6 protein-coding genes are annotated in these 6,851 nt (G+C 72.1%); 2 read left to right on the forward strand and 4 right to left on the reverse strand.

Features of this window, described 5'->3' with window-relative positions; genetic code table 11:
- Nucleotides 1–252: 252 nt before the first annotated feature.
- The 4 genes from DEI81_RS15815 to DEI81_RS15830 all read right to left on the reverse strand — a co-directional run bounded on the left by DEI81_RS15815 (nucleotide 253) and on the right by DEI81_RS15830 (nucleotide 4,685).
- Entirely contained in the window at nucleotides 253–1,500 is a 1,248-nt protein-coding gene (locus DEI81_RS15815) for an FAD-binding protein (RefSeq protein ID WP_111011688.1), read from the reverse strand.
- Between the two features lie 145 nt (nucleotides 1,501–1,645).
- Nucleotides 1,646–3,142 carry a DHA2 family efflux MFS transporter permease subunit gene (locus DEI81_RS15820; RefSeq protein ID WP_111011689.1) on the reverse strand — a complete coding sequence of 499 codons (1,497 nt, stop codon included), beginning with the start codon at nucleotides 3,140–3,142 and terminating at the stop codon, nucleotides 1,646–1,648.
- An 80-nt stretch (nucleotides 3,143–3,222) separates the two neighbouring features.
- Complete coding sequence (locus tag DEI81_RS15825; protein ID WP_220035704.1) at nucleotides 3,223–4,380, reverse strand: MFS transporter; 1,158 nt, start codon at nucleotides 4,378–4,380, stop codon at nucleotides 3,223–3,225.
- Nucleotides 4,381–4,403: 23 nt separating this feature from the next.
- Nucleotides 4,404–4,685, reverse strand: coding sequence for an acylphosphatase (locus tag DEI81_RS15830; RefSeq protein WP_258368805.1), 282 nt, complete (start codon nucleotides 4,683–4,685; stop codon nucleotides 4,404–4,406).
- Between the two features lie 165 nt (nucleotides 4,686–4,850).
- Between DEI81_RS15830 and DEI81_RS15835 the strand changes: the two genes are divergently transcribed.
- Together DEI81_RS15835 and nadA are read left to right on the forward strand one after the other, a co-directional pair.
- A complete protein-coding gene (locus tag DEI81_RS15835; protein ID WP_111011693.1) occupies nucleotides 4,851–5,564 on the forward strand; it encodes an NUDIX domain-containing protein in 714 nt (237 codons plus the stop codon).
- The coding region (gene nadA / locus DEI81_RS15840) for a quinolinate synthase NadA (protein ID WP_111011690.1) at nucleotides 5,564–6,851 on the forward strand (1,288 nt) is incomplete at its 3' end. The genes DEI81_RS15835 and nadA, both read left to right, overlap by 1 nt.

Below are 6,851 nucleotides of genomic sequence, written 5' to 3' on the forward strand. Positions count from 1 at the left end.
GGACGGGACGGGACGGGACTGGGCAGGGTGGGAGGCGCGGCGCCTCCGGACGGGAGGCGCGGTGCCGGCAGGGCGGGAGGCGCGGCACGGGCGGCGCGACCGGACCGGAGGCGCGGCGCGACCGGACCGGAGGCGCGGCGCGACCGGAGGTGCGGCGGGCGCGACGGGACCGGAGGCGCGGCGCCGATGAGCGGCACGTGACGCCGCGACGACGGGTGCGGCCCGGCCACCGAGGCCGAGCCGGGAGGCGCGTCAGACCCCGAGGACGCGCTCGCCGAACGCGGACGCGAACCGCCGTTCCGGGTCGATCCGGGCGACGAGGGACCGGAACGCGGGGAGCCGTGTGTAGAGCGCCGCGATGGCATCCGGCCCGAGGGACGACATCTTGCCCCAGTGGGGCCGTGCATCGAACGGGACGAGCGCGGCCTCGATGTCCGGCAGCAGCGCGGCGACCTCGTCGACGTGACGACGCCAGGTGAACGCGATGCACAGCGTCGCGGACCCCTGACCGGGGCTGAGCCACAGGTCGTCAGGAGCGGTGGTCCGGAGCTCCGCGACGTGGAGGTGTGGGCGGATGCGGTCGCCGAGCGCGTGGACGGCGTCGAGTGCCTCGGCGGCCCGGTCGAGCGGCACGAAGTGCTCACTCTGGATCTCGGACCCGACCGACGGCACCGTGCCCACGGTGAAGTGGGGGAGGCGGTCCCACCATGGTCCGGGTGTCCCGTCGCGGGCCGTGCGGTGGTCGTCACCCGGTAGCGGCGGCAGGCGATGTGCGCCGACGATGACCTCGGGCACGGCGACGTCGTCGGCGCCGTCGGGGATCCGCGTCTTCACGAGGACCTCGCGCACGGTGCCGTCCCAGTTCGTGAAGCAGCACACGCTCGTCCCGGCGGTGAAGACCTCGCGCACGGACCCGAGGAACGCCGTCCAGGGGATCGCGCCGTATGCGTCCTGGCGCATCCGGTAGGTGGGCTCGACGTCCAGTGTGATCCGGGTGACGACCCCGAGGAGGCCCAGGTGGAGCACCGCGCCCGCGTGCTCCGGGTCGCCTCGGACGATCCGGTGCAGGGTGCCGTCCCCGCCGACGAACTCGAGACCGGCGACCGCTGACGACAACGACCCCAGGCGGGTGCCGGAGCCGTGCGTTCCGGTGGCGGTGGCGCCTCCGACCGAGATGTGCGGCAGCGAGCCCAGGTTGTGGAGCGCGAGACCCGCGGCGTCGAGCGCGGGAGCGACGTCGCCGTACCGCGTGCCGGAGCCGAGCGTCACCGTCCGGCGGTCCGGCGCGATCTCCAGGTCGGCGGGGATCGCCGTGACGTCCACGAGCACGCCCGGTCCGTCGGCGACGTCGTTGAACGAGTGACGGGTGCCGATGCCGCGCACCCGTTCGGCTCCCGACACGAGTTCCTGCACGGCCTCGATCGAGGTGGGGCGTTCGATGCGCTCGGCGGTGTACGTGTAGGTGCCCGCCCAGTTCAGCTCGCTCGTCATCGCGCCCATGGGGGTCACCCTCTCATGCGACGGGGAGGCGTCGGTGCTTCCGACCCGTCGGTCAGACGGACAGACGGGTCGTGTCGGTCGCGTCTCGGTCGCAGCGCAGCGCAGCGCGTGGGTCGGTCAGTCGGTCCGTCGGTCGCACCGAGGGTCAGTGCGTGGCCGACGGCACGAGGCCCGGCGGGAGCTCCGGCTTGCGGACCATCGCGGAGGCGGCGATGCCGAACAGCGAGATGATCGCGCCGACGAGGAACGCCGTCCGGACGCCGGCTGCGGTCGCATCGACCGAGACCGCCGAGCTCGCGCCCCCACCCGCGGCAGCGGTGCCGATCGCCATGAGGGTGACGAAGAGGGCGGTCCCCGCAGCCCCCGCCAGCTGCTGAGCCGTTCCGAGCAGCGCCGACCCGTGCGAGTACAGGTCGGGCGTGAGTCCACCGAGTCCCGCGGTGAACAACGGCGTGAAGGTGAGCGCGAGCCCGATGCTGAGGAGCACGTGCGCCGCGAGCACGAACCACACGCTCGTCGTCGGGCTGAGCATCGTGAACATCCACAGCACGACGCTCACGAGGACTGCGCCCGGCACCGCGAGCACCTGCGCGCCGTGCTGGTCGTACAGCCGCCCGACCACCGGCGAGAGCAGACCCATGACGAGCCCGCCGGGCAGGAGCAGCAGACCGACCTGCAGGACGGGCAGCCCGAGCACGGTCTCGAGGTAGATCGGCAGCAGGATCAGCGTGCCGAACATGGCGATCATCGCGATGCACATGGCGACGATCGCGATGGTGAACGTCCGCACCCGGAACGTCCGCAGGTCGAGCAGCGCGCGGTCCCGTCGCTGCAGGGACCGTTGCCGCGCGATGAACCCCACGAGCGCGACGAGTCCGACCGTGAGCGCGACGACGGGAGTCCAGATGCCCCCGCTGCCGATCGTCGCGATGCTGGACAGGCCGTACACGATCCCGCCGAAGGCGAACGCGGACACGATGACGGACCCGACGTCGAGTGGGACGCGTCGTGGCGTGGAGACGTTCCGCACCTTGAGGAGCCCGATGACCAGGGCCGCGAGCGCGATCGGGAGGACGAAACCGAACATGGACCGCCACGTGAACGACTGCAGGATGAGCCCCGAGATCGTGGGCCCGATCGCCGGCGCCACCGAGATCACGATCGAGATGTTGCCCATCACGCGGCCACGGCGCTGCGGCTCGACGAGTGTCAGCACGGTCGTCATGAGCAGGGGCATCATGATCGCCGTTCCGCTCGCCTGCACGACCCGGCCGACGAGCAACACCGGGAACCCCGGTGCGAGCAGGGCGATCACGGTGCCCGCCGAGAACAGGCTCATCGCCCATGTGAACACCGGCCGCGTCGGGAACCGCTCGAGCAGGAACCCGGTGATCGGGATCACGACCGCCATGGTCAACATGAACCCGGTGGTGAGCCATTGCCCCGTCGTCGCGCTGATGTCGAGGTCCGTCATGAGCCGCGGGAGGGCCACGCCCATGATCGTCTCGTTCAGGATGACGACGAACGCGGAGACGAGCAGGAGTCCGATGACCAGGCGCGCGGTCGCCGGGGACGTCGACGACGGCCCAGCCGGCTCGGAACGAGCACTGGTGATGACGGTGGCGGCGTCGGGATCGGCCATGCACCGAGGCTAGCGGCCTCCTGTGACATCGGACAGGGTCAGCTGGACGTCCGGGGAGCCCGGGGCCAGCGCGGCGACGCTCAGCGCGCGACCGCGTCGAACGACCGCAGCCGGAACAACCCGAGCAGCGTCCCGACGACGACCGCGGCGGCGAACACCACGCCCGTCGCGGTCAGTCCGACGGCATGGCTGAGCAGCCCCGCCGCGACGGCGGGGACGGCGATCGCCAGGTACGCCACCACGAAGTACGTGGTCGTCGTGGCGGTGCGGTCCGCTGCCGCCGTGGCGCCCGTGACGGTCCGGAGGCCCGCCATGAACAGGAGTCCCTGCCCGGCCCCGGCGAGCACTGCGGACGCGATGAGGGTGGGCAGCGACGCGGCGAGCAGAGCGACGACGAGCACCGCCATGCCGACGACGAGGCCGACCGTCCCGACGAGGACGAGTGCCCGGTTCGAGAGGGGACGGAGCGACACCTGCGCCGCCGCGGAGGCGCCGAACAGCAGGAACGTCACGGTCCCGACGACCGCGGGCGAGTGCACCCCGATGACCGTGCCGACGAAGTTCGGCGCGATCGACGAGAACAGCCCGCACACCGCGAACCCCGTGACCGCCCCGATGGCGGCCGCGCCGAAGACCGACCGGGTCTCCGACGGGACGCGCGGCGGTTGCAGCCGGAACGGCGTCCGCTCGCCGGCGGTCTCGCGCATCGCGAGCAGGGTGAACCCCGCGATGACGAGCAGTCCGGCGTGCACCACGTACGGCGCGCGGAGGGGCCACGGGGTGACGGTCGCGACCACGCCCGCCATGAGCATGCCGAGTCCGAGCCCGCCGATGTTCCCCGCGGTGGCGAGCGCCCCGGCGAGCTTCTCGCGGCCCCGGGGGGCGGCCTCGAGCACCGCGACCGTGGCGGTGGACGTGAAGATGCCCGCGGAGAACCCCGAGAGCACGCGCCCCGCGTAGAGGAGCCACTCGGGGGTGCCGACCGTGAACAGCCCCGCCGAGAGCAGGGACAGCACGATGCCGACGAGGAGCGCCGGTCGTCGGCCGATCGTGTCCGACAGACGCCCGACGACCACGAGCGCGAGGATCACGCCGCCGGCGTAGACCGCGAACAGCACGGTCGTCGCGGCGCTGCCGAACCCGAAGTGCGCCTCGTAGGTCGGGTAGAGGGGCGTCGGGATGGTCGTCCCCATCATGACGGCGGTGAAGACGTAGACGGCGGCGACGAGTCCGGGCACCCGTCCGACCGTACTCGGCGGCGTCAGTGCAGGATGTCGAACGACCCGCCGTCGGCGTGGGGCGCGACCGAGCGCACCGCGACGTCGGTGACGGTGGCCGACGGCGGCCCGACGTGGAGGAGCTCCATGAGGGTGTCGACGGCGGTCTCCGGTCCCTCGGCCTCCACCTCGACCGTCCCGTCGAACAGGTTGCGTGCGTACCCGGCGAGCTCGAGCCCGTCCGCCTTCCGTGCGGTCCAGTAGCGGAATCCGACCCCCTGGACCGATCCGGACACGACGGCGTGCATCCTCGTGATCGGTGTCATGCCGCCCACTGTAGGAGCGGTGCGTTCCATGGCCGTCACGGCCCGTCCTCGTCGCGGTGACGATCCGGCCGCACCTCTGCCGATTCGCGTCGGCGGAGGGATGGGGTCATACTGACCTCATCAGTTCGGGTCACTCCGACCAGAACCCGATGGACCAGGATCATGATGACCACACCGGAGCACGGCATCCGCGTCGCCGTGTCGACGGTCATCGTGGCGCTCCGACGGCACCCTGAGACGGGCGAACTCGCGCTGGCGATGCCCCTGGTCCGCCGCGTGACCGAGCCGTTCGAGGGGTCCTGGGCGCTGCCCGGTGGATGGGTCGGCGTCGACGAGGGCCTCGAGGAGTCCGCGGCCACCCGGCTGTTCGAGACCACCCGCGTGCAGCCCCGGTACCTCGAGCAGCTGTACGCCTTCGGCGACGTCGACCGATCGCCGGACCGGGTGGTCTCGATCGTCTACTGGGCGCTCGTCCGCGGCGACGAGACGCCCGGTGTGCCCGACGACTGGAACGTCCGTTGGTTCTTCGCCGAGCACCTGCCACGACTCGCCTTCGACCACGACCGCATCGTCGACTACGCGCTGTGGCGCCTGCGGAACAAGGTCGGCTACTCGCGGATCGCCCAGGCGTTCCTCGGCGACCGCTTCACGCTCGCCGAGCTCCGCAGCGTCCACGAGGCGATCCTCGGCCGTCGCCTGGACCCGGCGAACTTCCGCCGGCAGGTGGCCCAGTCGGACGCGATCGTCGCGACCGACGAGGTGTCGTCGGGAGGCCGTCACCGACCGGCGCGCCTGTACCGCTCCAACCCCCTCCTCGCCTTCGCCGACAACGGGCCCCTCGGATCCGACCGGCCCCCAGCACCACCGACGGGAACCTGATGTCCATCGCAACCACCATCGACCTCATCTCGAACGGTCGCGCGGCCGGCAGCACCTGCACGCCGGACCTCGCCGCCCCCACCTGGACCTTCGATGCCCGGCCCGGCTACGGTCCCGGGTCCTCGATGTCCGACCTCATCCCCACCTCGGCGCCGCGCCAGGGCGTGATCCCGGAGGAGTACCGGACCGCGCCGGAGGCCGAGCTGCACGCCCGGATCGAGGCCGCCAAGGCCACCCTCGGTGATCGGGTCGTCGTGCTCGGGCACTTCTACCAGCGCGACGAGGTCGTGCGGCACGCGGACTTCCTCGGCGACTCCTTCCAGCTCGCGAACGCCGCGCTCACCCGTCCCGACGCCGAGGCGATCGTGTTCTGCGGCGTCCACTTCATGGCCGAGACCGCGGACGTCCTCGCCCGCCCCGAGCAGCACGTCATCCTGCCGAACCTCGCCGCCGGGTGCTCGATGGCGGACATGGCCGACATCGACAGCGTCGAGGCGGCCTGGGAGCAGCTCGAACTCCTGTACGGCACCGAGCCCGACGCCGACGGCCGCGTGCCGGTGATCCCGGTCACCTACATGAACTCGGCGGCGGACCTCAAGGCGTTCTGCGGTCGTCACGGCGGCATCGTCTGCACGTCCTCGAACGCCGCGACCGTCCTCGAGTGGGCGTTCGAGCGCGGCCAGCGCGTCCTGTTCTTCCCGGACCAGCACCTCGGGCGGAACACCGCGAAGGCGATGGGGATCAGCACCGACCGCATGCCGATGTGGAACCCCCGGAAGCCGCTCGGCGGCAACGACGCCGCAACGCTCCAGGCGGCCCAGGTCGTCCTGTGGCACGGGTTCTGTTCCGTGCACCGCCGGTTCACCGTCGAGCAGATCGAGCAGGCGCGCGCCGCCGATCCCGACGTCGTCGTGGTCGTGCACCCCGAGTGCCCGATGGAGGTCGTCGACGCCGCGGACGTCGCCGGCAGCACCGACCTCATCCGCAAGGTCGTCGCCGCGGCCGAGGAGCCCACGACCTTCGCGATCGGCACCGAGATCAACATGGTGAACCGGCTGGCGGCCGAGTTCCCGCAGCACGACATCTCCTGCCTCGACCCCGTGGTGTGCCCGTGCTCGACGATGTACCGGATCCACCCGGGCTACCTCGCATGGGTGCTCGAGGCGCTGGTCCGCGGCGAGGTCCTCAACGAGGTCCGGGTCCCGGACGACATCGCGGCCGACGCGCGGGTCGCGCTCGAGCGCATGCTCGCCGCACGCCCCCGCCCCCTCGCGCCCAGTCGTCCCC

It is taken from the genome of Curtobacterium sp. MCBD17_013, from assembly GCF_003234565.1.
GTDB lineage: Bacteria > Actinomycetota > Actinomycetes > Actinomycetales > Microbacteriaceae > Curtobacterium.